This is a genomic window from Amycolatopsis sp. NPDC114505 (assembly GCF_055633615.1).
Genome location: NZ_JBVKDV010000002.1, coordinates 1,463,414 through 1,488,163, shown reverse-complemented (window position 1 = coordinate 1,488,163; position 24,750 = coordinate 1,463,414). Strand labels below are relative to the sequence as shown.

At 72.3% G+C, this 24,750-nt stretch carries 24 protein-coding genes; 21 read left to right on the top strand and 3 right to left on the bottom strand.

Features of this window, described 5'->3' with window-relative positions:
* The first annotated feature begins 422 nt into the window (after positions 1 to 422).
* From ACZ7OU_RS24925 to ACZ7OU_RS24840, 18 genes are all read left to right on the top strand, one after another.
* Positions 423 to 1,952 (top strand): DHA2 family efflux MFS transporter permease subunit, encoded by a 1,530-nt coding sequence (locus ACZ7OU_RS24925; protein ID WP_470256915.1) that lies wholly within the window; start codon positions 423 to 425, stop codon positions 1,950 to 1,952.
* 9 nt (positions 1,953 to 1,961) lie between these two features.
* The gene (locus tag ACZ7OU_RS24920) at positions 1,962 to 3,077 is read left to right on the top strand and encodes a methyltransferase (RefSeq protein ID WP_470256914.1); all 1,116 of its coding nucleotides are present in this window, start codon (positions 1,962 to 1,964) and stop codon (positions 3,075 to 3,077) included.
* 392 nt (positions 3,078 to 3,469) lie between these two features.
* Positions 3,470 to 4,258, top strand: coding sequence for an AfsR/SARP family transcriptional regulator (locus tag ACZ7OU_RS24915; protein ID WP_470237687.1), 789 nt, complete (start codon positions 3,470 to 3,472; stop codon positions 4,256 to 4,258).
* A gap of 35 nt (positions 4,259 to 4,293) precedes the next feature.
* Positions 4,294 to 4,887 (top strand): VC0807 family protein, encoded by a 594-nt coding sequence (locus tag ACZ7OU_RS24910; RefSeq protein ID WP_470256913.1) that lies wholly within the window; start codon positions 4,294 to 4,296, stop codon positions 4,885 to 4,887.
* 46 nt (positions 4,888 to 4,933) lie between these two features.
* Positions 4,934 to 6,553: an FAD-dependent oxidoreductase gene (locus ACZ7OU_RS24905; RefSeq protein WP_470256912.1), complete on the top strand. Its 1,620-nt coding sequence runs from the start codon at positions 4,934 to 4,936 to the stop codon at positions 6,551 to 6,553.
* A gap of 11 nt (positions 6,554 to 6,564) precedes the next feature.
* A complete protein-coding gene (locus ACZ7OU_RS24900; RefSeq protein WP_470256911.1) occupies positions 6,565 to 6,888 on the top strand; it encodes an antibiotic biosynthesis monooxygenase family protein in 324 nt (107 codons plus the stop codon).
* Between the two features lie 161 nt (positions 6,889 to 7,049).
* Entirely contained in the window at positions 7,050 to 7,376 is a 327-nt protein-coding gene (locus tag ACZ7OU_RS24895) for a TcmI family type II polyketide cyclase (RefSeq protein WP_470256910.1), read from the top strand.
* Positions 7,373 to 7,789, top strand: coding sequence for a cupin domain-containing protein (locus ACZ7OU_RS24890; protein WP_470256909.1), 417 nt, complete (start codon positions 7,373 to 7,375; stop codon positions 7,787 to 7,789). The genes ACZ7OU_RS24895 and ACZ7OU_RS24890 overlap by 4 nt, the downstream gene beginning before the upstream one ends.
* Positions 7,786 to 9,042 carry a beta-ketoacyl-[acyl-carrier-protein] synthase family protein gene (locus tag ACZ7OU_RS24885; protein WP_470256908.1) on the top strand — a complete coding sequence of 419 codons (1,257 nt, stop codon included), beginning with the start codon at positions 7,786 to 7,788 and terminating at the stop codon, positions 9,040 to 9,042. Before ACZ7OU_RS24890 ends, ACZ7OU_RS24885 begins: the two co-directional genes overlap by 4 nt.
* Positions 9,039 to 10,241 (top strand): ketosynthase chain-length factor, encoded by a 1,203-nt coding sequence (locus ACZ7OU_RS24880; RefSeq protein ID WP_470256907.1) that lies wholly within the window; start codon positions 9,039 to 9,041, stop codon positions 10,239 to 10,241. Before ACZ7OU_RS24885 ends, ACZ7OU_RS24880 begins: the two co-directional genes overlap by 4 nt.
* A gap of 29 nt (positions 10,242 to 10,270) precedes the next feature.
* The gene (locus ACZ7OU_RS24875; protein ID WP_470256906.1) at positions 10,271 to 10,516 is read left to right on the top strand and encodes an acyl carrier protein; all 246 of its coding nucleotides are present in this window, start codon (positions 10,271 to 10,273) and stop codon (positions 10,514 to 10,516) included.
* Position 10,517: 1 nt separating this feature from the next.
* Positions 10,518 to 10,991: an SRPBCC family protein gene (locus ACZ7OU_RS24870; RefSeq protein ID WP_470256905.1), complete on the top strand. Its 474-nt coding sequence runs from the start codon at positions 10,518 to 10,520 to the stop codon at positions 10,989 to 10,991.
* Complete coding sequence (locus ACZ7OU_RS24865; RefSeq protein WP_470256904.1) at positions 10,988 to 12,040, top strand: methyltransferase; 1,053 nt, start codon at positions 10,988 to 10,990, stop codon at positions 12,038 to 12,040. The genes ACZ7OU_RS24870 and ACZ7OU_RS24865 overlap by 4 nt, the downstream gene beginning before the upstream one ends.
* Positions 12,025 to 13,050: a methyltransferase gene (locus ACZ7OU_RS24860; RefSeq protein ID WP_470256903.1), complete on the top strand. Its 1,026-nt coding sequence runs from the start codon at positions 12,025 to 12,027 to the stop codon at positions 13,048 to 13,050. Before ACZ7OU_RS24865 ends, ACZ7OU_RS24860 begins: the two co-directional genes overlap by 16 nt.
* Positions 13,051 to 13,060: 10 nt before the next feature.
* A complete protein-coding gene (locus tag ACZ7OU_RS24855; RefSeq protein ID WP_470256902.1) occupies positions 13,061 to 13,870 on the top strand; it encodes a class I SAM-dependent methyltransferase in 810 nt (269 codons plus the stop codon).
* Positions 13,871 to 13,945: 75 nt separating this feature from the next.
* Entirely contained in the window at positions 13,946 to 14,554 is a 609-nt protein-coding gene (locus tag ACZ7OU_RS24850) for a TetR/AcrR family transcriptional regulator (protein ID WP_470256901.1), read from the top strand.
* Positions 14,555 to 14,649: 95 nt separating this feature from the next.
* On the top strand, positions 14,650 to 15,048 hold the full coding sequence (locus ACZ7OU_RS24845) for an ester cyclase (RefSeq protein WP_470237700.1): 399 nt from the start codon (positions 14,650 to 14,652) through the stop codon (positions 15,046 to 15,048).
* Entirely contained in the window at positions 15,045 to 15,731 is a 687-nt protein-coding gene (locus tag ACZ7OU_RS24840) for an SDR family NAD(P)-dependent oxidoreductase (RefSeq protein ID WP_470256900.1), read from the top strand. Before ACZ7OU_RS24845 ends, ACZ7OU_RS24840 begins: the two co-directional genes overlap by 4 nt.
* A gap of 13 nt (positions 15,732 to 15,744) precedes the next feature.
* Here ACZ7OU_RS24840 and ACZ7OU_RS24835 read toward each other — a convergent pair whose 3' ends face one another.
* Together ACZ7OU_RS24835 and ACZ7OU_RS24830 are read right to left on the bottom strand one after the other, a co-directional pair.
* Complete coding sequence (locus tag ACZ7OU_RS24835) at positions 15,745 to 16,233, bottom strand: GNAT family N-acetyltransferase (RefSeq protein ID WP_470256899.1); 489 nt, start codon at positions 16,231 to 16,233, stop codon at positions 15,745 to 15,747.
* Positions 16,234 to 16,299: 66 nt separating this feature from the next.
* A complete protein-coding gene (locus tag ACZ7OU_RS24830) occupies positions 16,300 to 17,127 on the bottom strand; it encodes a LysR family transcriptional regulator (RefSeq protein WP_470256898.1) in 828 nt (275 codons plus the stop codon).
* A 95-nt stretch (positions 17,128 to 17,222) separates the two neighbouring features.
* On the opposite strand from ACZ7OU_RS24830, the gene ACZ7OU_RS24825 reads away from it, so the two are divergent.
* Complete coding sequence (locus tag ACZ7OU_RS24825) at positions 17,223 to 18,062, top strand: TIGR03620 family F420-dependent LLM class oxidoreductase (protein ID WP_470256897.1); 840 nt, start codon at positions 17,223 to 17,225, stop codon at positions 18,060 to 18,062.
* On the opposite strand, the gene ACZ7OU_RS24820 is transcribed toward ACZ7OU_RS24825, so the two are convergent.
* On the bottom strand, positions 18,049 to 18,531 hold the full coding sequence (locus ACZ7OU_RS24820) for a P-loop nucleotide/nucleoside kinase family protein (protein WP_470256896.1): 483 nt from the start codon (positions 18,529 to 18,531) through the stop codon (positions 18,049 to 18,051). The genes ACZ7OU_RS24825 and ACZ7OU_RS24820 overlap by 14 nt on opposite strands.
* 538 nt (positions 18,532 to 19,069) lie before the next feature.
* On the opposite strand from ACZ7OU_RS24820, the gene ACZ7OU_RS24815 reads away from it, so the two are divergent.
* Together ACZ7OU_RS24815 and ACZ7OU_RS24810 are read left to right on the top strand one after the other, a co-directional pair.
* A complete protein-coding gene (locus ACZ7OU_RS24815) occupies positions 19,070 to 21,913 on the top strand; it encodes a CHAT domain-containing protein (protein ID WP_470256895.1) in 2,844 nt (947 codons plus the stop codon).
* Positions 21,914 to 21,924: 11 nt separating this feature from the next.
* Entirely contained in the window at positions 21,925 to 24,747 is a 2,823-nt protein-coding gene (locus ACZ7OU_RS24810; RefSeq protein WP_470256894.1) for a CHAT domain-containing protein, read from the top strand.
* The last annotated feature ends 3 nt before the right edge of the window (positions 24,748 to 24,750 follow it).

Sequence of the window (24,750 nt, the reverse complement as noted above, 5' to 3'; positions counted from 1 at the left end):
AAGCGCGCGCGGAGAACAGAAGTCACTACTGGCTCGCCCGCACCCCCGACAGGGGGACGCTTCGCGGCGCAACGAATCGGCCTCCCCGGGCCGGGCTTTCCCCCCCCCCCCCCCCCACTTCCGCGTCCGTCCACAGTGGACTTTCCTGGTGGCGGGGCTCACAGCAGGACGGGAGTTGCTCGTCTCGTCACCGTGCTGCTACTGTTCGTGGCATGACGACCCCCGTGCACGCAGCAGTCATACTCTGACGCTGGTTCGCCGCCTTCCGGCGCAAGCGATCGGCTGACCACCCGCCGTCCTTGCTCTTGTCGTACCCCGGAATCCGCGAACCGTTCGTGCCCACTTTCGTCGATCGTGAACGCTGACTCGTTCCTGTTCGCCGTGGCGCGTGGTTCCTTCATGCTCCCGTAGGAACGGACTTCATGTCTCACTCCCCGTCCGGCGAGACCGCCGGCAAGCTCGATCGTGACGTGCTCAAGGTCGCCGCCGTCGTCGTGCTCGGCTCGATCATGGCGATCCTCGACACCACCGTCGTCAACGTCGCACTGCAAGAACTCACCGTCCAGTTCCGGACCTCCTTCGACACCATCCAGTGGATCTCCACCGGGTACCTGCTCGCGCTGGCCGCGGTCATCCCGGTGACCGGCTGGGCGTCGGACCGCTTCGGCACCAAGCGCCTCTACCTTGTGGCACTATCGGTGTTCCTGCTCGGCTCGGTGCTCGCCGGGCTGTCGTGGAACATCGAGTCCCTGATCGGATTCCGTGTCCTGCAAGGACTCGGCGGCGGCATGCTGATGCCCGCCGGGATGACCATGCTCACCAGGGCGGCCGGGCCGCAGCGCGTCGGCCAGGTGATGGCACTGCTCGGCGTGCCGATGCTGCTCGGCCCGATCGGCGGCCCGATCCTCGGCGGCTGGCTCGTCGACACGGTGTCCTGGCGCTGGATCTTCTTCATCAACGTCCCCATCGGACTCGTCGCACTCTGGGCGACCACGGCGTTCCTGCCCAAGGACCGCCCCGAACGCACGGATCGCTTCGACTTCCCCGGCATGCTGATGCTTTCCCCCGGGCTCGCCCTCCTGCTCTACGGCGTGGCGAACGTCCCGGGCGCCGGCGGCGTGAGTCACCCGAAGGTGTGGCTGCCGGTCGGGCTGGGCGTGGTCCTGGTCGCCGGGTTCGTCGTGCGGGCCACCCGGATCCCGAACCCCCTGCTCGATCTGGGCCTCTTCCGCGACCGGACGTTCTCGGTGGCCGTGCTGGCGATGGCGTTCTTCTCGGTGTCGTTCTTCGGCGTGATGCTGCTGTTCCCCAGCTACTTCCTGCTGGTGCGCGGGGAGTCGACCCTCTGGGCCGGGCTCCTGATGGCACCGCAGGGAATCGGCGCGATGCTCACCATGCCCGTCGCCGGCAAGCTCGCCGACCGGGTCGGCGCCGGCAAGGTGATCCTGCCCGGCATCCTCGCCATCGCCGCCGGGCTGGCGTTGTTCGCCGGCGTCGGCGCCGAGACGCCGTACTGGCAGCTGCTGGCCGCGTTGTTCGTCGTCGGCCTCGGGGTCGGCGCGGCCATGATGCCGATCATGGTCGCCGCGCTGCAGACGTTGCGGCACCGGGACGTCGCCCGCGCTTCGACGGCGACGAACATCATCCAGCAGATGTTCGGGGCCATCGGCTCGGCCGTCATGTCGATCATCCTCGCCGGCGTGCTCGCGGCGAAGTTCGGCGTGCCGACCAGCCAGGGACAGCTGGCCGCGGGTGCCGCGCTCGCCGACCCGGCGACCCACGACGCCGCCGCGACGGCCGCCGCCGGTTCGTTCGGCACGGCGTTCACCTGGGGGCTCGTCTTCATGGCGGTGTCCGCGGTGCCGGCCGCCCTGCTCCTGCGGAGGGCGCCGGTCCGGGCCGAGCCCGCACCTGAAATGGTGGACGTGCCAGCTCAGGAAACCGCGGTTTAGGGGGAAGTCATGCTCGTCCGCTGGGTCGAGGACGGCGAGGAGCGGACCGCCGGATGGCGGTCGGAGAACAACGCGCCGGCGCCGGTGGTGGTCGTCGTGGGCGACGACGACCTCACCGCCGACGAGGCCTACCGCCTGGCCGTCGACGGCACGTCCGTGTTGTGGCGCGGTGACTTCCAGAACGCGCGGCAGCTGCTGAAGGCCGTGGGCAGGCGGGTCGACCGGGCGGGCAAGCGGCGTCCGGCGAAGAACGCCACCGAGGCGTTCCACCTGCACCGCCAGCGGCAGGCCCGGCAGGCCCAGCTGCTGGGCCGGCTGCTCGTGCCCGTGGACCCCGGGCACGTCGTCCCCCTGCGCCGGGCGCCCGACGTGCGGGAGGCGTGCACCGAGGCCTACGGCCCGGCGGAGGAGGCCTCGGTCGTGTCGCTGCGCGAGCTGCTCGGCGTGATCGGCGCGCACGAGTGGCGGCGCAAGGGGGTCGAGGTGCCCGGGCTCGGCGCTCGCATCCACCCGCACTACGGGGTGTTCTCGCCGGCTCGCGGCGAGTACGTCGACCTCGTGGCGGCGGCGCCGCTCCCGTCGACCAGGCTGGCGTTCGACATCGGGACCGGCTCCGGCGTGCTCGCCGCGGTGCTGCTCGCCCGCGGGGTGGAATCCGTGGTGGGCACGGATTCCGACCAGCGGGCGCTGGACTGCGCCCGGGACAACCTCGACCGGCTCGGGTTCGGCGGCCGCGCGCGGCTCGTGCGGGCCGACCTGTTCCCGCCCGGCGAGGCGCCCCTGGTCGTCTGCAACCCGCCGTGGCTGCCGGCCAAGCCGACGTCGCCGATCGAGCACGCGGTGTACGACCCGGGCAGCCGGATGCTCCGCGGCTACCTGGATCGGCTGGGCAAGCACCTCGAGCCCGGCGGCGAGGGCTGGCTGGTGCTGTCGGACCTCGCCGAGCACCTCGGGCTGCGCTCGCGTGACGAGCTCCTCGAAGCCTTCGGCGCCGCCGGGCTGAAAGTGCTCGGAAAGACCGACACCCGGCCGCGCCACCCCCGCGCGTCCGATCCGGACGATCCGTTGCACGCCGCGCGTTCGGCCGAGGTCACTTCACTCTGGCGGCTCGCCGCGAACCGCTGAACGGCACACGGAAATCACCGCGGTTATCCAGTTGACAGAAGAAAGGCGGATGTGACATTCGACAATAATCTGCTGCAACTCCAGGTGAGGGTCGGTTCACCCCATCGGGCGATGGCACGCGAATCGTTACCGCGTAACGTTGAAACAGACGGCGCGGTGGGGGAATTTCGTTCGCGCGGATTTCCTCGTACGCGTTGATTCGCGGCGATGGGGGTTTATCAGTGGTACACAATAGTTTTACGGGCGGCGCTTGTCGCGCCCATTCGGTCGCGCTGGGGCGAGGCCGGACCACTCTGCCCGGTCCACATCCGAAAGACACGTCCTCGGGCTGCGCGGCCGCGGTCGCGCCTCGCGCACCGCGTTTCGAACTGCTCGGCCCGCTCGCCCTGAAGGTGGGCGATCTCGACGTCACGCCGACCGCGCCACGCCTGCGTGCGGTGCTGTCGTTGCTGGTGCTCAACGCCAACCGGGTCGTCCCGACGTCGGTGTTCCTCGACGAGCTCTGGGACGGCGCGGCGCCGCCGAGTGCGCGCGGCACCCTCCAGACCTATGTGTTCCACCTGCGCAAACTGTTCGAGCAGGTGCTCGGCGAGTCGTCCAAGCACGTGATGCGGGAAGTGCTCGTCACGCACATGGACGGCTACCTGATCCGCGTCGGGGACGGCCAGTTCGACGTGCGCGAGTTCGAATGCCTCGTCGACCGGGGTGCCTTCGAGCTCGCCGCCGGCGAGGTGGAGCAGGCGTCGGCCACGCTGCGGCGGGCGCTCGACCTGTGGCGCGGGCCGATCAGCGTCGACTGGTCGGTCGGGACCAAGGCCCGCGCGCACGCCGCCCGGCTCGACGAGGGCCGCTACCGCGCCCTGCTGATGTTCCTCGAGGCCGAGCTCTGCGCGGGGCGGCACCTCGAAGTGGTCGGCGAGCTCGCATCGCTGCAGGTGGAAGCACCCTCCCAGCAGACCGTGCACGCGATGTTCATGATCGCGCTGCACCGCAGCGACCGCACGTCCGGGGCGCTGTCGGTGTTCCGCCGGCTCGCCGAGCGGATGCGGGAGGACCTCGGGCTCCGGCCGTCCGGGCGGCTGCAGTCGCTGCACCGGGCGCTGCTCGCCGAAGACCCGCTGCTCGACGACCGGCGCCTGCGGATCGAGCCGCTCCTCGATCAGCTCGCCGCGAAGTGGTGAGCTGCGGTTCGTCACTGCCGCGGGTCGGCAAGGTGGTGCTGGTCGATGTCGGGATTCCGTACGCGGTCTACCTGGCACTCAGCCGGCTGGGGGTCTCCCCCGTGGTCGCGCTCGTCGTCGCCGGCGGGGTGTCCCTGGTCCGGGTCGCGATCGGCTACGCCACCGACCGCACCGTGAGCGCGCTGTCCGTGCTGGTCCTGGTGCGGTTCGGGCTCGGGGTGCTGCTGGGTGTCCTGTCCGGGGACGCGCGCGTCGTCCTGGTCAAGGACTCGCTGGTGACCGCTTCGGTGGGGCTGGCCGCGCTGGTCTCGCTGTTCCTGGCCAGACCGCTGACCTATTACATCCGGCGCGATTTCAGCGGCGACCGGAAATCCTGGGAAGAATCGTGGGCGCGGTCCGCCGAATTCCGCCGGACGAACCGCTTGACCACCGCGGTGTGGACGGCGGGATTGCTGGCCGAGTCCGCGGCCAGAATCGGGCTGGCGTTCTGGACGCCACTCGACATCGCCACGCTGGTGTGCCCGGCAATGGGCGCGGCCTCGATTCTCGCCCTCATCGCGTGGACCCAGTGGTACGGCCACACGGCCCGGCCGTCCATCGACGCCGAGCTCGCCGCCGTCCGGTCCTGACCGTTCTTTTCGCAGGGTCGTAAACCCTCGAACAATGGAGTCGATCATGAAGTATGAGGAAACCCCCGTGCTGATCGTCGGCGGCGGGCTGACGGGCCTCGCCGCGGCGTTGTTCCTCGCCCAGCAGGGCATCGGGTCCTCCCTGGTGGAGAAGCACGAGTCGACGACGGTGCTGACCCGGGCCTCCGGGATCAGCCCGCGCACGATGGAGCTGCTGCGCAACGCGGGCCTCGCGCAGGTCGTCGCCGACCGCGGGCCCAAGCTCGTCCAGGGCGACCGCTGGCGCGAGCTGGGGCAGCCCGGCGACCAGATCCCGTGGGTGGTGCTGCGCTCCACGAGCGTCGCGGACATGGAGAACGCGGTCGTCATCGAGGAGCCGTCGCTGGACTTCGACGAGGTCAGTCCCATGAAACCGCACTGGTGCGGCCAGGACCGGCTGGAGCCCATCCTGCGTGACGCGGCCACCGGCCGGGGCGCCCGCATCCGGTTCGGGACGCTGCTCGAGTCGCTCGAGCAGGACGACGCCGGGGTCACGGCGGTGGTCCTCGACCGCGGCACGGGCGAACGGACCACCGTGCGGGCCCGGTACGCGATCGCGGCCGACGGCGTGGGCGGCGGCCTGCGCGAGCAGCTCGGCATCGGCCTCGACGGGCACGGCGTCGTCGGCGCCGCGATGAGCGTGCTGTTCAAGGCCGACCTGAACCCGGCGATCCAGGGGCGGCGGTTCGTCATCTGCTACCTCGCCAACGAGCAGGCGCCCGGCGTGCTGCAGCTGTTCGACGAGCAGCGCTGGGTCTACGGGTTCTTCTACGACCCGCGCACCACCGATCCGGCCGAGCTCACCGTGCGGCGGTGCGCCGAGCTGGTGCGGACCGCGCTCGGCGTGGCGGACCTCGAGGTCGACGTCGAGATGACGATGCCGTGGGTGATGTCCCACAACGTCGCCGGCTCCTACCGGGCCGGCCGGGTGTTCCTGGCCGGGGACGCGGCCCACGTGCACCCGCCGGCCGGCGCGTTCGGCGCCAACGGCGGCATCCAGGACGCGCACAACCTCGCGTGGAAGATCGCGGCCGTGCTGAACGGCTGGGCCGGCCCCGACCTGCTCGGCACCTACGAGCAGGAACGCCTGCCGGTCGGCGCGGCCGTCGCGCAACAGGCGTTGCTGCGGCACACCTTCCGGCTCGACAGCGGCGTCGACGGCGAGGCGCTGATCGACGCGGCCGTGGTGGGCAACGGCTACCGCTACACCTCCGGCGCGATCGAGGGCGACGGCTACCCGACCGCGGTGCCGCGCGAGTTCGACCTGACCGGCCGGCCCGGCTACCGGGTGCCCCACGTGTGGGTGCGGCCGGGGGTGTCCACAGTGGATCTCGCGGTGAGCTCGTACGTGCTCATGACCGGCCCGGACGGCGCGGCCTGGACGGAGGCGGCGGAATCGCTGCCGGGCACCGTGCCACTGAGCGTGCACGTCCTCGACCGCACCTTCGCCGAAGCCGCGCGGCTCGCCGACGACGGCGCGCTGCTGGTACGGCCGGACGGGTTCGTCGCCTGGCGTGGGGAGAACGCCCAGTCCGCGGGCAAGCTCGGCGACGTGCTGGCGCACACGCTCGACCTCGGTGAAAAGCCGACCAGCAAGCCGACCAGTAAGCCGACCGGAAAGCACTGAGAGGACCGGATATGGGAAGCATCACCGCACCGTCGACCGTCTACACGCTGATCAACGTCTTCCCGGTCGAGCCCGATCGGCGGACCGAGCTGTACGAGCACCTGGTCGAGGCGACCGAGACGCTGATCAAGCACCTGCCCGGCTTCGTGTCGGCGAACTTCCACCTGAGCCACGACGGCAAGCACGTCGTCAACTACGCCCAGTGGGAGAGCGAGGCGCATTTCCGGGCCATGCACGCGGATCCGCGGCTGAAGGCGCACTTCGACTTCTGCCGCGCGCTCTCGGTACCGCGCTCGATCCCCTGCGACGTTTCGTCGGTGCACGAAACGAACTGATCGGCGGTACCACCGGAAGCCGGTGTGCGGACTCAGGTCCGCACACCGGCTTCCGTCCGTTGTGGACACTCCGCGCGCGAGACAAACCGGCTTACAAGCGCAGTCCAAGGACGAACCGGAAAAGTAGGGGCGGAGAGCAGCACCCGACGCGAGGAGGAGCGGTGGCCTACCGGGCTCTGATGGTCCTGCGCATGGACCCCGACGACGCGGGCCAGGTGGCCGCGGCGTTCGCCGAACACGACCGGACCAGCCTGCCGGGCGAGCTGGGCGTCACCCGCCGGACGCTGTTCCGGTTCCACGACCTGTACTTCCACCTCATCGAGGCCGAGGAGGACGTCATGCCCGCGCTGTCGGCCGCCCGCGGCAACCCGGACTTCCGGAAGGTCAACGACGAGGTCGGCAAGTACCTGACGCCCTACTCGGCGGACTGGAGCGAGCTCAAGGACTCCAAGGCGGAGGTCTTCTACAGCTGGGAGAGCCCACGGTGAACACACCCAAGGTGGCACTCGCCGACGTCGCACCGAACCACCGGCAGGGCGGCAGCACGCGCGCGCTGCTCACCCCGGTCTCGGTCGGGGCCACGTCCGGCTTCCTGGGCACGATCGACCTCGCCCCCGGCGAGTTCGTCGCCGAGCACTACCACCCGTACTCGGACAAGTACCTGTACCTGATCAGCGGCACGGTCCTGGTGGTGCTCAACGGCGAGGAGGTCGAGCTGCGGGCCGACGAAGCGGTCCTGGTCGTCCGGGGCACGCGCAACCGCATCGTCAACACCGGCGACGTTCCCGCGCGGGCGGTGTTCCAGATCTCCCCGCTGGCACCGAAGCCGGAGCTCGGGCACGTCGACACCGAGCCGGTCCCGTTCCCGGACGCGGGTCCGCCCCGGGTCGGTGGGCTGTGACGGGCCGGCGGGTGGTGATCACCGGGGTCGGGGTCCGCGCGCCGGGCGGGGTCGGCACGGCCGCGTTCTGGGACCTGCTGACGTCGGGGCGCACGGCGACGAGGACGATCTCGACTTTCGATCCGGCGCCGTTCCGGTCCAGGATCGCCGCCGAGATCGACTTCGACCCGATCGCCGAGGGGTTCACGGCCGGCCAGGCGGCCACCGCGGACCGGGCGGCGCTGCTCGCCATCGCGTGCGCCCGGGAAGCGCTTGCCGACAGCGGCGCCGGCCCGCTCGACCCCGAGCGGACCGGGGTCAGCGTCGGCACCGCGGTCGGGGCCACGATGAGCCTTGACCGCGAGTACGCCCGGGTCAGCTCCCGCGGCGCGACGTGGCTCGTCGACCACACGCTCGCGGCGCCGAACCTGTTCGACCACTACGTGCCGAGCTCGATGGCCCGCGACGTCGCGTGGGAGATCGGCGCCGAAGGACCGGTGGCCGTGGTGTCGACCGGGTGCACGTCCGGGTTGGACGCCGTGGGCCACGCCGTGGAGCGGATCCGCGACGGCCGGGCCGAGGTGATGCTCGGCGGGGCGACGGAGGCCCCCATCTCCCCCATCACCGTGGCCTGTTTCGACGCCATCAAGGCCACCTCGGCGAACAACGGCGACCCGGCCGGCGCGTCGCGGCCGTTCGACCGGGGCCGGGACGGGTTCGTGCTCGGCGAAGGCGCGGCGATGTTCGTCCTGGAGGAGCTGACGGCGGCCCGTCGCCGGGGCGCGCACATCTACGCCGAGGTCTCCGGGTTCGCGACCCGGTGCAACGCCCACCACATGACCGGGCTGCGGCCGGACGGGCGGGAGCTGGCCGAGGCCGTCACCGTGGCGCTCGGCCAGGCGAAGCGGGCGCCGGACGCCGTCGACTACGTGAACGCCCACGGCTCGGGCACCAAGCAGAACGACCGGCACGAGACCGCCGCGTTCAAGCGGAGCCTCGGCGACCACGCCTACCGGGTGCCGGTCAGCTCCATCAAGTCCATGATCGGCCACTCGCTCGGCGCGATCGGGGCGATCGAGCTGGCCGCGTGCGCACTGGCCATCGAGCACGGTGTCGTGCCGCCCACGGCGAACTACGCCGAACCGGACCCGGACTGCGACCTCGACTACGTGCCGAACACCGCCCGGGCGGTGGCGCTGGACACCGTGCTCAGCGTGGGCAGCGGCTTCGGCGGTTTCCAAAGCGCCGCCGTGCTCACCAAGGCCGGCTCATGACGGCGGTGGTGACCGGCCTCGACGTCATCGCGGCCACCGGGACCGGGGTGAAGGAGTACTGGGAGGCGACGCTGTCCGGCCGCTCGGGGCTCGGGGTGATCAGCCGCTTCGACCCCGCGGGCTACCCGGTCCGGGTCGGCGGCGAGGTGCTGGCGTTCGAACCGCGGGACCACCTGCCCAGCCGGCTGCTCACGCAGACCGACCGGATGACCCAGCACGCGCTCGCGGTGACCGGCTGGGCGCTGGCCGACGCGGGCGTGGAGCCGGCCGAGCTCGACGAGTACGCCATGGGCGTGGTGACCGCGAGCGGATCCGGCGGGTTCGAGTTCGGCCAGCACGAACTGCAGAAGCTGTGGCGGACCGGACCGGAGCGGGTCAGCGCCTACCAGTCGTTCGCCTGGTTCTACGCGGTGAACACGGGCCAGATCTCGATCCGCCACGGCCTGCGGGGCCACAGCTCGGTCGTCGTCACCGAGCAGGCGGGCGGGATCGACGCCGTCGCGCAGGGCGCGCGCCTGGTGGACGAAGGAACGCTGCGGCTCGCGGTCACGGGAGGGTTCGAGGCGTCCCTGTGCCCGTGGGGCCTGGTCGCGCAGATCCCCAGCGGGCTGCTCAGCACCGAGCCGGATCCGGCTCGTGCCTACCTGCCCTTCGACGGGGACGCGTCGGGGTGGGCGGCCGGCGAGGGCGGCGCGATCATGGTGGTCGAGGAGGCCGGCGCGGCGCGCGCTCGCGGCGTGGACCGGATCTACGGCCGGATCGCGGGGCACGCGGCCACGTTCGACCCGAAGCCGGGATCCGGCCGGCCGCCGGGACTCGCGCGGGCCATCCGGGGCGCGTTGCGGCAGGCCGAGGTCGAGCCGCGGGACGTGGACGTGGTGTTCGCCGACGCCGCCGGCATCCCGGCGTGGGACGCGGCCGAATCGGCCGCGCTGGCCGAGGTGTTCGGGCCCCGCGCGGTGCCGGTGACGGCCCCGAAGACGATGACCGGCCGGCTGTCCGCGGGTGCCGCGCTCGACGTGGCGACGGCGTTCCTCGCCATCCGCGACGACGTGGTGCCGCCGTCGGTCGGCACCCGCGGATCGTCCGATGTGGACCTCGTGCTGGACCGGCCGCGGGAGGTTCCCGTGCGCACCGCGCTCGTCGTGGCCCGCGGGGTCGGCGGCTTCAACTCCGCGCTCGTCCTGCGCGAGCACTGACAACTCATCGCCCTTACTGGAGGTGGCACATGACACTGGCCGAATTCGTCGACGTGATCCGCGCGTGCGCGGGTGACCCGGACGAGCACGACCTGGACGGCGACATCCTGGACGTCTCGTTCGACGACCTGGGGTACGACTCGCTCGCGCTGATCGAGGTGTCGGCGCGGCTGCGGCAGGATCACGGCATCGTGCTCGACGAGATCCCCGAGCTGGCCAGCCCGCGCGTCGCGCTGGAGCTCATCAACGGCACGCGCGAACGCGAGGTGGCGTGACATGGCGGCCGGAACCGAAAACTCGGTGACCATCGACGCGCCGCTGGAAGTGGTGTGGGAGTTCACCAACGACGTCGAGGCGTGGCCGGAGTACTTCGACGAGTACGCCGCGGTCGAGGTGCTCCGCCGGGAGGGCGACACGATCGACTTCCGGCTCACCACCAAACCCGACGCCCAGGGCCTGGAGTGGTCGTGGGTGTCGCGCCGGACCGCCGACCCGGTGACCCGCACGGTGCGGGCCCATCGGCTGGAGAAGGGCCCGTTCGAGTACATGCGGCTGCGGTGGTTCTACACCGAGTCCGGCGGCCGCACGACCATGCGGTGGGTCCAGGAGTTCGCGCTGCGCGACGACGCGCCGTTCGACGACGCGGCGATGGTCGAGCGACTGAACACCGGTTCCCGCAAGAACATGGCGCACATCAAGAAGATCCTCGAAACGTCCGTCCCGACCGGTACCCGGAAGGAGTCCGAGTGACCACAGTAGACAACCCGGCGGCGGCAGACCTCGTGCCGTCCCTGGACGACGTCCACGCCCGGCAGCTGTTCCTGCTCGCCAGCGCGGGCCGGCTCGCCAAGGTCGTGCACGTGCTGGTGGAGCTGCGGATCGCCGACCTCGTCGGGGACGGCGTGCGCACGGTCGAGGACCTGGCCGCCGAAACCGGGACGAACCCCGACGCGCTGCTGCGGGTGCTGCGGGCGGCGGCGTCCGTCGGGGCCTTCGCCGAAGGACCCGACGGGGCGTTCTCCGGGACCCCGGTGTCCGACGCGCTGCGGGCCGACAACCCGCGCGGCCTGCTGCCGCTGGTGAAGTACAACAACCTGGACCTCACCTGGCAGCCGTACGAGCGGATCATGCACAGCGTGCGGACCGGCGAGCCCGCCTTCGACCAGGTGCACGGGCGAACCTTCTTCGAGCACCTCGAAAACGAGCCCGAGTCCGGCGCGTTCTTCGAGCGTTTCATGATGCACTTCAGCCGGGTGATCGTCGGGCGCGAGCTGCCCGGCTACCGGCTGGACCGGTTCTCGCGGATCGCGGACCTCGGCGGCGGTGACGGGTGGTTCCTCACGCAGGTCCTGCTGGCCAACCCGGCGGGCACCGGCGTGCTGATGGACCTGCCGCGGGTCGCGTCCTCGTCGGCCCCGGTGCTGGCCGAGCACGGTGTCGCCGAGCGCGTCACCGTGGTGCCGGGCGACTTCTTCACCGACCCGATCCCGGGCGGCTGCGACGCGTACCTGTTCAAGGGCGTCCTGCACAACTGGTCGGACGCGGACGTCCGCCGGGTGCTGCGGCGGGTGCGCGCGACCATCGGGGACACCGGGGCCCGGCTGCTCGTCTGGGACCAGGTCGTCGCGGCCGGGAACGTCTGGGACCACGCGAAGTTCCTCGACATCGACATGCTCGTGCTGTTCGGCGGGCGGGAGCGGACCCTGGCCGAGTGGCGGACGCTGTTCGCCGAGGCGGGCTTCACCCTCTCGACCACGACGGCGAGCCGGTGGTCCATGCTCGAATGCGTCCCGGCGTGACCGCGCCGGAGGTTCCGGACAGCGCCGGCGGGATCCTGGACCTGATCATGGCGTTCTACCGCTCCCGGGCGGTGATTTCGGCGGTCGAGCTGGACCTGTTCAGCACGCTCGCGGGCACGTCGTTGACCGGCGTCGAGCTGGGTGAGCGGGCCGGGCTGCACCCCCGCGGCGCGGCCGACTTCCTCGACGCGCTGGTGTCGCTGGGGCTGCTCGAGCGCACCGGCGACCGGTACGCCAACACCCCCGAAGCGGAGCGGCACCTCGTCGCGGGGAAGCCCGGCTACGTCGGCGGGTACGCCCGCATGGCCGGCGGGATGCTCTTCCCGGTGTGGGGCAAGCTGACCGACGCGTTGCGCACCGGAGAGGCCCAGGTCCCCCGCGGCCGGGGCATCTTCGACGGGTACCGCGACGACAACGCCACGCGCGGGTTCCTCGGGGCGATGGACGCCGTGAACGGCGGGGTGGGGGCGGCGCTGGCGGCGGTGTTCGACTGGAGCCGGTACTCGTCGGTGGTGGACCTCGGCGGCGCGCGGGGCAACCTCGCGGCGACGCTCCTGCGCGAGCACCCGCACCTCGACGCGACCTGCTTCGATCTCTCGCCGGTGCGACGGTTCTTCGACGAGCACACGGCCGCGCTCGGCCTGGCCGGCCGGATCCGGTTCGTGGCCGGCGACTTCTTCGCCGACCCGCTGCCGGCGGCGGACGTCTTCGTCGCCGGGCACATCCTGCACTACTTCGACCTGCCCGGCCGCCGGGAGCTGCTGGCCCGCGTCCACGAGTCGGTCAAGCCGGGCGGCGCGGTGCTGGTGTACGACCGGATGATCGACGACGGCCGCCGGGGCCGGCCGCTGAGCCTGCTCGGCAGCCTCAACATGCTGCTGACGTCGCCGGGCGGCGCGGAGTACACCCCGGCCGAGGCGCGGAAGTGGCTGGTGGAAGCGGGTTTCGGCACGGTCGAGGTCACGGCCGTGGGGTCGCTGGACACACTCGTCGTCGGATACAAGGACTGAGGGCACCGCGGTGGAACAGATTCGGTTGACCGGTGCGCAGGAGACCCTGCTCGCCACGTTGTACGCCAAGGCGCTGGACAACCGCTCGCCCCGGCCGGTGCTGGGCGACGGGAGCGCCGAGCGGCTGATGAGCCGGCTCGACTACGACTTCGGCAAGATGAAGTTCATCGGCCGCGACCGGCGCACGGTGACGTTCCGGGCCAAGAAGCTCGACGAGTGGACGACCCGGTTCGTGGCCCGCAACCCGGACGCGCTGGTGCTGCACCTCGCGTGCGGGCTCGACAGCCGGGCGTTCCGGCTGCCGCTGCCGGCCGGGGTGCAGTGGATCGACGTCGACCAGCCCGACGTCGTCGAGCTGCGGGAGAAGCTGTACGAACCGCGCGACGGCTACCGGGTCATCGCCTCGTCGGTCACCGAGCAGGCGTGGCTGGACGACGTCCCGGCGGACCGGCCGACCCTCGTGATCGCCGAGGGTCTCACCCCGTACCTGCAGCAGGCGGACGGCTTGACGATGCTGCGCAGGCTGGCCGGCCACCTGCCGCACGGCGAGATGACGTTCGACGCGGTCCTGCCGTGGACGCTGCGGATCGCCCGGTACTCGCGCCTGGTCCGGACGACCGGCGCGTCGTTCGGCTGGGCGGTCGGCGATCCCCGCTCGCTCGAGGACCTGGTGCCCGGCCTGCGGCTGCTGGAGGAGTGGTCCCTGCTCGATTCGCCGCACCTGGCCGACGCGCGGGCCCAGGACCGCGTCACGGCGTCGATCATGAAGCTGGCCCGGCCGCTGCGGTACGCCCACCGCCTGCTGCACTACCGGTTCTGACCGCGGCGGGGTGGTCCCCGGGACCACCCCGCCTTCTTCCGCATCGATCGATGCGGAAGCGCGTAGACTGCGGCCGTGGAGACGGACAAGCGACGCCCGACCGGCCGGCCGCGGGGGTTCGACCCCGACGCGGCCCTCGAACGCGCCCTGCTGGTGTTCTGGGAGCAGGGCTACGAGGGGGCCAGCCTGGCCACGCTGACCGAGGCGATGGGCATCTCCACCACGAGCATGTACGCGACCTTCGGCAACAAGGAAGAGCTGTTCCGCAAGGCCCTGGAGCGCTATACCGAAGGCCCGAGCGCCTACGTCGTGCGCGCGCTGGAGAAGCCGACCGCGTTCGACGTCGCCACCGCGATCATCGCGGGCACGATCGACACGACCACCCGCCCGTCCGGCCCGAACGGGTGCCTGGGCGTCCAGGGCGCGCTGGCCACCGGCGACACCGGCCGCGGCGCCCGCGAACTGCTCATCGGCTGGCGCGACGACGGCTACGCGACCCTCCGCGACCGGTTCGACCGAGCCATCGACGACGGCGACCTGCCCCCGGAAGCCGACCCGGCCCTGCTCGCCCGCTACCTCACGGCGCTGGCGTACGGCATCGCGGTGCAGGCGGCGAGCGGCGTCGACCGCGGCGAGCTGCAGGAGATGGCCGACGCCGCCCTGCGCGGCTGGCCGGTCCTCTAGCCCTCCCGGACTTCCGCATCGATCGATGCGTAATCTGCTACAGTCGAGTTCTGCATCGATCGATGCGGAAGTAACCGACGAGAACAGGGGTCGCCGTGGCTCTGCGCGCGTTCTACCTGCGCTACCTCGAGGAGCTCAACGCCCACCGGTTCGACCGGATGGACGAGTTCATCGCCGACCGGACCACGCTCAACGGCGAGCCGGCCACCCGGGACGACCTCATCGCCGTCCAGCGGGCCGACGTCGACGCGGTCCCCGACCTCCACTGGCGGCTCGAGGATCTCCTCTTCGACGGCGACCGCCTGGCCGCGCGCCTGGTCAACACGGGCACGCCGGCGAAGGAGTGGCTCGGCGTGGCGCCGAGCGGCGCCTCGTTCGAGATCGCCGAGTACGCCATCTACCGGGTCCGCGACGGCCGGTTCGTCCACATGACCGCCCTGCACGACGCCGGCGAGCTCCGCCGGCAGCTGACCGACCGAAAGGGACGCGCATGACTGTCACCCTGATCACCGGAGCCAACAAGGGCATCGGTTTCGAGACGGCGAAACACCTCCTGGCACTGGGACACACCGTCTACATCGGAGCCCGCGACACCGAGCGCGGCGAGAAGGCCGCGGCGGACCTCGGCGCGAGGTTCGTCCAGCTCGACGTCACCGACAACGCCTCGGTGAGCGGCGCACTGGCCGCGATCGACTCGGCCGAGGGCCGGCTCGACGTCCTGGTGCACAACGCGGGCGTCCTGGGCAGCGAAGCCCTCGACGGCCCCACCGCGCTAAGGGTCTTCGACACCAACGCTGTGGGCATCGTGCGCGTCACCGAAGCGGCGCTCCCCTTGCTGCGCAAGTCGTCGAACCCCACGGTGGTCACGGTGTCGAGCAGCGCCGGCTCGTTCTGGGCGGTCACCAACCCCGACCGGCCGGAGTTCGGGCTGCCGCTGGCGCTGTACTCCGCCTCCAAGTCGGCGGCCACCATGCTGACGGTCCAGTACGCGAAGTCCCAGCCGGGCATCAAGTTCAACGCGGTCGAGCCGGGTACGACCGCCACGGACATGACCGCCGCCTTCGGGATCGGGCGGTCGCCGGAGGAGAGCGCCCGGACGGTCGTGCGCCTGGCCACCCTCCCCGCGGACGGTCCGACGGGGACCTTCCAGGACGAAACCGGGGAGCTGCCCTGGTAGCGGCGCGCCGGGCTCAGCGCAGCGGGATTCGGTAGCGCCACGTGGCGCCGGTTTCTTCGCGCACTCCGCCGTGGCCTTCGATCGTCTTCGCCGAAGCCACGTTGCCGGCCTCGCAGACCAGCACCACGTGGTCCATGCCGAGGCCGCGGGCTTCGGCCAGCATCCGGCCCAGCGCCCACCCGGCCAGGCCACGGCCGCGCGCGGTGGGGCGGATGCCGTAGCCGAGGTGCCCGGCCCGCCGGACCGACTCGTGAGTGGCGTGCCGCAAGGCGATTCCGCCGAGCACTTCGCCGTCGTCGACGATCCAGCGGTACGTGCAGTTCGGGTCCGTGCCGAGCCGGGCGATCCAGGCCGAAAACCCTTCCGGCGAAAGGACTTCGTCGGAAGGTAGCAGGCCGAAGCCGTCCTCGTGCGAGCCCGGGCCCCACTCCGCGTGCGCGTCGAGCCAGGCGATGTGCAGCCGCGCGGTGGGAGCGACCAGCCGCGGGCCGGCGTCAGTCACCGAACGCCGCCCCGACGAGCCGCAGCGCACGTGTGCGGCAGGTCGTCGTCCCCAGAGCGACCGGCATCAGTCACCGAACGCCGCCCGGTGAGCCGCAGCGCACGTGTGCGGCAGGTCGTCCGGCACGACCACGCTGCCCGTGGTCGTCGTCCGCGGGGCGAGGGGGATCGCGCGTACCCGCGTCGACCTGATCTCCGTCACCTGGCCGACCGGCAGCACCGTCCAGGCGGCCGGATCCGAGCCCACCTCGACGATCGTGTCCTGGACCGTCCCCGCCGGACGCCCGGGCCGCACCGCGACACCCGCTTCGCGCAGCACCGACGGGTCGTGGACGCGCAGTCCCCCTTCGGCCAGCTCGGCCGCGCTCACGGTCTCGCGACCGGCGGCGGGATGGCGCGCGGACACGACCGCGAACAGCGGCTCCGTCCAGGCGGGCAGCACCCGCACCCCCGGCGCCGCGCCGACGCCGCGGGCCAGTGCCACGTCGATCTCCCCCTGGCGCAGGGCGTTCAGGCGCTCGGACGGCGGCAGGTCGACGAGCACGACGTCGAAAGCCGGCGATCGCGTCCGCAGCGCGTCGATCCCGCGTTCCAGCCGGGCGGTGACCCCGGAGGCCGTGCCGATGCGCATCACCCCCGCCGGGCCGGCCGCCGCGCTCCGGACCCGGTCGGCGGCCGCGAGCGCGTCGCGGGCGGCGGCGAGCACCCGGTGCCCGGCCGCCGTCAGCCGGACCCGGCGTGGCGACCGGTCGAACAGCCGCTCCCCCAGCTCACGCTCCAACTGCGCGATCTGCCTGCTGACCGCGGGCTGCGCGATGTGCAGCCGCTCCGCCGCGCGGCCGAAGTGCAGCTCGTCGGCGACCGTGACGAAGTACCGCAAGGCCCGTAGTTCCACTGGTTCTCCCCTGGGCTGGGACGATGCCGTCAGGTTATCGCTGCGCGTCGGCACCGGCCCTGGTTCGCGCCGGGCCGTCGTGCTGAAGTCGCGGCATGAGCATTGATCCAGGTCCGCTCGGCGCCCACCTGCGCGAGCACGAAGTGACCCCGGAAAGCGCCGCCGAAGTCGAACGGGCCGGTTACAGCACCCTCTGGCTGGACGCCTCGCCGCCCGCCGACCTCGCCTTCGCCGAAGAGCTGCTCGACGCCACCACGCGGCTGGTCGTCGGCACGAGCGTGGTGAACGCGTGGACCGCCGACGCGGACACGGTCGCCGCGTCCTACCACCGGATCGTCGCGAGGCACCCCGGCCGGTTCCTGCTGGGCGTCGGGATCGGGCACCGCGAAGTCCACGCCGAGTACGCGTCGCCGTACGACACCCTGGTGTCCTATTTGGACCGTCTCGCGCGCGGCGGGGTGCCCGCCGACCGGACGGTGGTGGCCGCGCTCGGGCCGCGGATGCTGCGCCTGGCCCGCGACCGCACCGCCGGGACGGTCCCGTGCCTGGTCACGCCGGACCACACCCGCCTGGCGCGGTCGGTCCTCGGCGCGGGCAAGCTGGTGCTGCCGGGCCACTTCGCCCTGGTCGAGCCCGACACGGCCCGAGCACGCGCGATCGCCCGGTCCGCCCCGCCCGGAACCGCGCTGGGCGTCGCCAACTACGCCAGCAATCTCAGGCGGCTGGGCTTCACCGAGGACGACCTGGCCGGCACCGGCAGCGACCGCCTCATCGACGCGCTGGTCGCCCACGGCGACCCGGCCACGGTCGCGACGCGGCTGCTGGCCCACCGCACCGCGGGCGCGGACCAGGTCGGCGTCTACCCCCTCGGCGACGACCCCATCGCCACGCTGCGCGCGGTCGCCGACGCGGTGCACGCCGTCAAACCCGGGTGAGGTGCCGGAGAACCAGCCGGACGCACTCGGCCGCGCTCACCACGGCGGTGTCGACCACCAGGTGCTCACGGTCCCACGGCTCGTAGTCCCGCGCGACGACGTCCGGCCAGGTCGGCAGCGCGAGACCGGCGATGTCGCTGACCCGCCCCTCGACGCGGGCCCGGTGCTCGCGCGGATCGGAACACACGAGCTCGACCTCCAGCACCCGAGGGTCGACCGCGCGCCACGCGTCCCTGGTGAGCGTCAGCGGGTTGACGCACTCCGCGACGACGTCGACGCCGTTGGCGAGCTGGTCGCGGGCCAGGGCATAGCCGGCGACATAGCCGGCGGCCCGCGGCCGGGCGGTGAGCTCGCCGGAGTCGGCCAGCGCCTGCTCGATCGTGTCGATCCGCAGGTAGGCCGCGCCGAGCGCGCGAGCCAGCGGCCGGGCCACGGTGGACTTGCCCGTGCCCGGCAGTCCGCCGAGCACGACCAGCCGGCCTCCGGATCGCCCGGATCCGCTCAGCGACAACGGATCCGCCTGGTTCCCATGCACCGAAAGTAAGGACACGTGCGTGCGGTGTCAACGATGTCCGGATCATGAGCTGGAGTCCGGTGTGGACAGTCCGGCGCGGGCCGGGACAAGCGCGCCGGCGCCGGTCCGGGGATGATGGCGGGCATGCGCATCTCGACCAGGGCAGCCGGTGAGCCCCGGCCCGCCACCTGAGGACGCGCTCCGCCCGGCGTGGTCCAGCTCCCCACGGGCGCGTGGTTCGACCCGGTCGACGACCACCTGTCGGGCCCGCTGTGCACGCACGGGGCTGCGCGGGCCAGCACGCGGCCGTCGACGTCGAACGCTTCGAAGGCCCGTTCCCGGAAGTACGAGCCCCCGGTCGTGCATCACGATCCGGCACCCGGGTGACGACATTCGAGTGGCATCGCCGCCGGATTCGGGCGTGGCATCGGCGGAGTGGTACAGCATGGCAGCGGATCAGCCGTTCCCCGAGCCGGGGAGGAACGAGGCGACGGTGAAACTGCCTGCCACCGCGTGGTTCGGCCTGGTCTTCGGCGTGCTCTGGGTCCTCCTCGACTGGGTGGGGCCGTGGTTCTCCGGCGTCCTCGTTCCCGGCGTCCCGGCCTGGTGGGCGCTGCTCCTGCTGCTCGGCGCCCTGTACGCCGGCGGGGCCGCCACCGTGGCTCGGCTTCCGCAACGCGGCCTCTGGCGGCTCACGCCGTTCCTGACCGCGGTGCCCCTCACGGTCGCGGTGTGGGCGGCCCGCGAGCCGATGACGCAGTTCGCCGGACCGGTCGCCGTCGTCGTCAGCGTGCTGCTCGGGCTGCGCGGGCTGGCCGAGTTCACCATCGCGACCACGTTCGCCGGGCTGTTTCTCGTACCGAGCACGACCATGCTGAACTCGTACGCCGTTCCCGCTTGCGCCGCGTCGCTCGCCATCGGCACGGTCGTCCCGGCGGTGCAGTCCCGTCTGCACGCCGCCGCGCGGAAGGCCACCGGGGCCGGGCAGCGCCGGCGGGCGCTGACCATGGTCCTGCTGTCGGTCCCGATCGCGCTCCTCGAGCGCGGCAAGGACCGCGCGGTCGTGGTGTCCTTCGTCGGCACCGTCCACGGGATGACCGGAGCGCAGGCCCGGGCCGTGCCCTGGAAGCGGTGGGCCGCGGCGATCGACCGGCGACGGGGCCGGCTCACCGACTGGGTCGACGACCTCCACGACGTCGCGGTGAACCTGCACGGCGCGGGACGGCACGAGGAGGCGCTCCGCGCCATTACGCGGGCGGAAGAACTCACCGAACGCGAGTCGGGGGCGTACTTGCGCAAGCTCCGCGTGGCCGAAGGGTTCCTCACCCGGCGCACCGAATACGAACTCCGGTTCCTGGCGCTGGTCGAGGGCCGGATCAGGCGCGACATGGGCGACGTCCAGGGTGCCCTCCGCGTCGCCGAGGAAGGCACGGCGGCCTTCGAAGGCGAGCACGGTCTCCTCGCCCGTATCCCGCTGACCGCGGGCGATCCCCCGGGCTTCGGCGTCCACGTGCACTCCCTCCACAGCGACTACCTGGCCTTCCAGGCGTTCGTCGTCGGCACGCTCCTGCACGACGACGAACGCGCGCTCGACCTCGACGAACGAGCCGTGGCGGTGGCGACCGCCGCGGGCGACCACGGCCGGCGGCACCTGTTCACCTACAACCGGGCGACGTACCTCGTCCGGCTACGCCGCTACGACGAGGCCATCACGGTGCTCAAGGGGCTGCTCGAAGCAGGCATGCGTGGTGTCGTCCGCTACGGCGAGGGAGGCGACGGGGGCTGGGTGACGCCGGAGGCGGGTCAGCGGCTGCTGACCTACGGCGGGATCGCCAACGCGAACCGGCTCCGAGGCGACCTCGACGAGGCCGAGAAGTGGTACCGCGAGGCGCTCGCGCTGGCCCGAGAGATTCCCGGGAGCTTCGCGGTGAACGCCCACCTGGGCCTGGCGCTGGTCCAGTGGGGACGCGGCGACGTCGACGCGGCCCGGACGACGGCCGCCACCGGCCTCGCCGCGGCGAAGCGCGCCAACACCGACGCGTTCCTGCGAGCGGCCCATCTCGTCGCGGGGAAGATCGACGAAACCGATCGGCCCGAGAACGCCTACGCCCACTACCGGGACGTCATCGCCCTCGTGGAACGGAGCCGCGCGAGCCTGCCCGGCGAGAGCGAACGCCTGCAGTTCCTCGGTGGGGAGCCCCGCGTGGAGGCCTACGAGCGGATGGTGGCGACCTGCGCCGCCCTGGACCGTCCGGGGGACGCCTTCGACTTCGCCGAACGCGGCAAGGCGCGGGCACTCGCCGAGCAGGTCGGCGCGGGCGGCGGCAAGCCGCAGGCCCACGAAGAAGCCCAGGTGCTGCTCGGCGAACGTTCGCTCCTCGTGCAGTACTTCACGACGGCGGAGAGCGTCGTCGTGATCGGGATCCGGCCGGGCTGGACCGCGCCCCGCGCGGTGACGGTGCCGGCGGACCGGGATGCCCTCCGGCGGTTCACGCTCACGAACTTCGGCGAAGCGGGCCGGGTCCGCGCGCTCGTCCGAAGTGGACTGGAAGAGCTGTGGCACGGGTACGACCCGCTCGTCGCCCCGATCGTGGACTGGGCACATCCGGGCGACCAGGTCGTGCTCGCACCGCACGGGCTGCTGCACTACCTTCCGCTGCACGCTCTGCACGCCGGCGACGGCTACCTCATCGAACGCAATCCCGTCAGCTACACCTCCAGCGCGGCGCTGCTCGCGGCCTGCCGCGCCAAGGACCGGTCCGCCGGCCCTCTCGACGCCGCGGTGTTCGGCGACCCCGCCGGCGACCTCGCCCACGCCCGGGCCGAAGCCGAGAGCGTGGCCGAGCTCCTGGCCGCCGTGCCCCGGCTGGGCCCGGAGGTCACGTGTGACGCCGTCGTGGCGGCCGTCGCCGAGCGTGGCATCTTCCACTACGCCGGGCACGCGGCCTTCGACTCCGGTGAACCGATGTCCTCGGGGCTGCACCTCGCCGACGGCGTCCTCACGGCCCGCGACATCGCGGCGACGCCGGCACCCGGGTTGCGGCTGGCGACGTTGAGCGGCTGCGAGACCGGTGTCAGCCGGCACCACCCCGGCGACGACATCCAGGGCCTCATCCGCGGGTTCCTGTACGCGGGCGCGCCGACCGTCCTGGCGAGCCTGTGGCGGGTCCCGGACGAGTCGTCGGCCCGGATCATGACGACGTTCTACAAGCTGCTCCCCGAAACCACCAAGGCCGAAGCGTTGCGCCGGGCCGTGCTCGAAGTCCGTGCTCAGGAGGACCGCTGGCGGTCGCTGCACCACTGGGCGCCGTTCGTGCTCGTCGGCGACTGGGTCTAGGAGGCCATCCGGTGATCGTGCTGCGAGCGGTGGGCTACGCGCTCTACCTCCTGCCCTTGCCCGACGCGCTGGGGAGCCCGCTCGCCGATCGCGCCGAGTGGCGGCTGTGGATGATCTTGCCGTTCTTCGCGGCCTTCGCCGCCTTGGCCGGGCTCGCGCTTCTCCGGCTGGTCTACCGGCCGATCCGACGCTGGTCGCCGTATCCGACCGCGCTCGTGACCACGGCGGTGCTCTGGCCGTTCGCCGGGCTCCTCGTGCGGGGAGTGCACGCGGGTGGCTGGGTGCTCCTCGTGATCGCGGTCGCGGCCGTGCTGGCCGGTCTCCGCGGGCTGGTCGAAGTCCCGGTGGCCCTGGTGCTCGTCAGCGCCTACGCGGCCGCCGACCCGCTCACCTACACCGCCGTGGCGACGCCGACCGCCGCGGCGGGACTGCTTTGGCTCGCGGGGAACTACCTGCTCGAAGCCGTGGACGATCGGGCGCGAGCCGCACTCGGGGCCGGCCGGAACCGCTCGGGGATGGCCTGGGCTCTCCTGACGGTTCCGGCCGCTTTGGTGTCCGACCGCGCGACACGCGCGAAGGTCGCCGAGCTGGTCGCAACCGCCATGTGGTCGACCGAGCGGAACGGTCGCGCGGTCCGGTACCAGCGGCGGGCGGTCCGGCTGCGGCGGAAGGGCCGGGACGTCGACGCGCTGGTCGTCGGCCTCCGCAACCTGGTGGTGTTCGCGCACACGGACTGGCAGCACGCGACGGCCCGGCGCACGATCGAGGAAGCCAGGACCGTGGTGGAGACGGCGTTCCCCGAGTACCTGGCGAGGTTCGGCGGCCGGACCGCCGCCGCCATCGCCCTGGAGGTCCGCGGTTATCTGGCCGAGTTCATCGTCGAAGAAGTGGAGATGGACGTCGAAACGGGTGACATCTCCTCGGCGACCCTGCGCATCGACCGGGCGCTGGAGGAGTACGGCGTCACCGAAGACGAATGGCCGGCGTACGCGGGACATTCCCAAAGCCTCACGAAGAGCTTTCACCAGCTGATGCTGACCAAGGCCGACCTCGCCGGTGCCTACCTTCACGACGAGGACCAGGCCGCGCGGATCTTCCGGCGGATGATCGACGTCGCGAAGACCTTCCCCGGCAAGGCTTTCTCGGCGGAACGCCGCGGTGTCGCGGCCATCCGGTTGTCGGCGGTGCTGACGCGGCAGGGCCAGTACGCGGCCGCCGAGGAGGTCATGCGCGACGCGCTGGCCGACCTCTCGTCGCTCTCCATGGCCGGGATGACCGAGCCGGTGCTCGCCAACCTGGCGAATCTCGCGCGTGTGCAGGGCCATTACGACGAAGCCGAGCCGCTGTACCGCGAACTGCTCGCACAGCTCGGTCCCCGACCGGACCCGGGACTGGCCATCATGCTGCGCACCGGGCTCGGCGACGTCCTCGCGGCCAAGGGAAACCTCGACGAGGCGGGCGAACTGGCGGCCGCGGCCGTCCGGGGCGCGGAGCGGGCGGGCAACGAGATGGCCCGCCGGTCGAGCCTGCTGGTGCTGGGCCGGATCCGCGAACAGGCCGGGGACGACGACGCGGCCATCGACGCCTACCGCGGGGTCATGACGATCGTCGAGTCCACCCGGAACCGGATCGCCACGCACGACATGCGGGTCGGTTACGTGGCCGGGGAACGGCGGCTGGAGAGCTACGAGCGGCTGGTGTCGATCCACCTGCGGCTCGGGCGAACCGGTGAAGCGTACGACTACGTCGAGCGGGCGAGGGCCCGCGCGCTGCTCGACCGCACCGTGACGAGCGCGGGGGCCGAGCCGGGCGAGTGGGCGGAACCCCTGGACCACGAACGGATCCGCGCGGCGCTGGCCGAGGCGGGCCGGCCGGTGGTGCTGATCGAGTACACGATCCGCGACGACGAGCTGGTGGCCTTCGGCCTGCGGGGCGACCGCGAGATCGAGGCGCGCACCCTGCCGGTCGACGTCGTGGAGCTGCGCCGCTTCGCCGAAGCGAACTTCGGGACGGCCGGGCGCGTCCGGGCGATGACCACGTCCGGTCTGGACGAGCTGTGGCACGGGTTCGACGCCCTCGTCGCCCCGGTCGCGGACTGGTCCCGGCCCGGCGACCTGATCGTCTTCGTGCCGCACGGCGTGCTCAACTACCTGCCGCTGCACGCGTTGCGCTGCGACGGCGACTACGTGATCGCCCGGAACCCGGTCGGCTATGCGCCCAGCGCGTCCGTGCTCGTCAGTTCGAGGCAGTCGCGCGCGTACGCCGACGGCCCGGCGGCGGTCTTCGGCGACCCCGGCTCCGACCTGGGGTTCGCTCGGGCCGAAGCCGTCGCGGTCGCGGCGCTGTTCGGCACCGAAGCGGTCCTGGGCGCCGACGCGACGGCCGGCGCGTTCGCCCGGCGGGTCGCGGGTGCCCGGATCGTGCACTACGCCGGGCACGCCTCGTTCGACGACGCCGACGCCGGCGAATCCGCGCTGCACCTGGCGGGTGGGCTCCTGCCGGCGCGCGACATCCAGGACCTGTCCGGGCTGCGCGCGCGGGTGGTCACGCTCAGCGGGTGCGAAACCGGCGTCAGCCGCCGCCACCCGGGTGAGGAACTGATCGGCCTCACCCGCGCCTTCCTCTACGCGGGCGCGGCGACGGTGGTCGCCGGCCTGTGGCGAGTGGCGGACGATTCGACGACCGCGCTGATGGAGCACTTCTACCGCGAGCTCGCCGGCGGCGGGTCACCGGCGGACGCGCTGCGGCACGCCATGCTGGCGACCATGGCCGAGCCCGGCCGGTCCGCGCTCTACCATTGGGCGCCGTTCATCGTCGTCGGCGACTGGGAGTGAGTG